We start from the raw sequence: 2,021 nt of genomic DNA on the forward strand, positions 1-2,021 counted from the left end.
CCCTCCCGGCCAATGCCTGCTGCCATTGACGCAACACCTGAGCCATATTGCGGCCTGTAAAAGACTCGCGTGTACCGTCAGGCATGGGCAGCACGCCGATGATGCGGCGGCGTGCGGATCTGAAATGAATCAGTACGGACTCGCCCCGCCTGTCCTCGCATTCGCAGATGCCGTAGCACATGCGTCCTCCTATGCCTGGATGATGCCCGGATGCAGCCGGGCGGAAGCGGTGCGTTCCAACTCCTCCCTGCGGAGCCGGGACAGGCCCGCGATCCGCAGCCTGAGGTGCCGTTCCAGGCTCACATCGTCACGCAGGCCCGCCCACCTGAGCGCGTTGATGAGCCAAAGCTGCGCGATATGAGCCGTGGCCGGATAGCGTTCAGCCTCATAGGCGAGCACGTCCGCCCGCTCTCGGATGATGCTTTCAAGGTTCATGTTTCCCCCCCCCCAAAAAAAGAGGGCCGGAGCATGAGCCCCGGCCCGTGGTGGTCTGGCAGGTATTTTACGCGGCGCGATCCGCGAGACATGCGTCGCGCTTGGCGCGGGCTTCTTCCAGGGAGTGTGCCTGCGCGCGCAGCGTGTCTTCAAAAAGGAAAGGCCGGGAGACCAATTCCCCCGGCCCCGCGCGCCAGATGCTCCGGTACCCGTTAGCCGTGTCCGTTACCAAACGGGGGGCACGGCGCGCGCAATGTGGAAATTCGGCAAAACAAAAGGCCGCCCGGTGAAGGACGGCCTCGCGGTCAGTGGTGGTGGGAGGTTAATGCTGCTTGCGTTTGCGGGTCAGCCAGATGCCGAAGCCGCCCAGCGCCAGAATAACCAAAATTACGGCAATGCCTGTGTTCATCGTTCGGCCCTCCATGCAAGCGTAACTGCCAACCCTATTGCAAGTATGCCAGCAACCAAGGCCAGCGGCCTGCTTTCGTAAATCGCCAAGCCAAAACCAATCACAGATATATTGGAAAGTGTTCCGGCAATGAGCTTGGCTACTGCCTTTTTCTGTTTGTCCATCCCCACCTCACCTCATAGATAGCCACTTTGAGAGCCGCCCGTAGTATGCGGGGAGAGGGGGTTACTTGAGGAAGGCAAGCACCGCGACAATGAGCGCGGTTTGCGCAACGATCATCCCCATCATCCATTTGAGGACTTCATGCTTGCTCTGTTCGATTTTTTCAGTAAGGCGCATTTCGGCCTGCATCACATCCATTTTGGTGGCGAGCTCTTTACGAGCGTTTTCCTCCTGAATGTCTGTGAACTCCCGAAACGCAGCGGCCTGAACCTTCGCCTGTTCATCCGGCACTCCGGCGGCCTTGAGCTTTTCAAAGTATCCGAGGGTATCAAAGGTTGTGGCGCTCATAATGGCCTCCTTGCTGTCTGTATTCAGAGATAAACGGTTTCACGGCCTCTGTCAAAAACGCGTCTGCCCTTCTCAAATCAAAATAGGGTTCGCCTTGATTCCGTTCCGGTCGAACCGGCGACAATCTGTCTCCGGTTCTCGGAAACGAAATTTGTGTCATGTTTCACGGGCTGATCCAGCCGTCGTGTCTGCCCGTGTCCCGCTCTGCCCTTGTTTGGACGCCTTGCCGCTTTCGTGGGTACAACGCCTCAATGGGGGGCTTCTCTGCGCTCGATTTTTCGGCTCATGCCGCCCTTTTCGCGCCTCGATCCAGCTTGCGGGGGCGGCTCTTTTCCGGCCCCACCAACGTCTGGCGTTGGCCTCCCTGCCGCGCAGGCGGTTGCCATTGGGGATTGGCTTGTGGCTACTCTGGCCCGTGGGCCGTGTTCGCCGCCTTTTCCCGGTTGGCAGTCATAAAATAGAAGAAATTTTTCTATTTGTAAAGAAAAAATAGGATATTTTTTTCTAATTTATGTAGAATCAGAAAAATGCCCGACCTATTAGAGCATTTTGCTTTTAACTTTTTACATATCCACAGGATTTAAACCATCCTTCAGCGTCTTTTTGTGTGATACAACTTAATGCTTTTCCAATGGATTTATACAGTTCATCACATGTTTTTGCTTTC

The 2,021-nt window shown here is 56.0% G+C and carries 4 protein-coding genes; 1 reads left to right on the plus strand and 3 read right to left on the minus strand.

The features are described 5' to 3' along the window. The coding region (locus G7Y51_RS13385; protein WP_165178241.1) for a hypothetical protein at window positions 1–181 on the minus strand (181 nt) is incomplete at its 3' end. An 8-nt stretch (window positions 182–189) separates the two neighbouring features. Further along, window positions 190–435 carry a hypothetical protein gene (locus G7Y51_RS13390; RefSeq protein ID WP_165178243.1) on the minus strand — a complete coding sequence of 82 codons (246 nt, stop codon included), beginning with the start codon at window positions 433–435 and terminating at the stop codon, window positions 190–192. A 253-nt stretch (window positions 436–688) separates the two neighbouring features. On the opposite strand from G7Y51_RS13390, the gene G7Y51_RS13395 reads away from it, so the two are divergent. Beyond that, the gene (locus tag G7Y51_RS13395; RefSeq protein ID WP_165178245.1) at window positions 689–925 is read left to right on the plus strand and encodes a hypothetical protein; all 237 of its coding nucleotides are present in this window, start codon (window positions 689–691) and stop codon (window positions 923–925) included. 144 nt (window positions 926–1,069) lie between these two features. On the opposite strand, the gene G7Y51_RS13400 is transcribed toward G7Y51_RS13395, so the two are convergent. Beyond that, on the minus strand, window positions 1,070–1,354 hold the full coding sequence (locus G7Y51_RS13400; protein WP_165178247.1) for a DUF1640 domain-containing protein: 285 nt from the start codon (window positions 1,352–1,354) through the stop codon (window positions 1,070–1,072). Window positions 1,355–2,021 lie beyond the last annotated feature (667 nt).

Origin of the sequence: Desulfovibrio sp. ZJ369, from assembly GCF_011039085.1 — a bacterium.
Taxonomy (GTDB): Bacteria; Desulfobacterota; Desulfovibrionia; order Desulfovibrionales; family Desulfovibrionaceae; genus Desulfovibrio.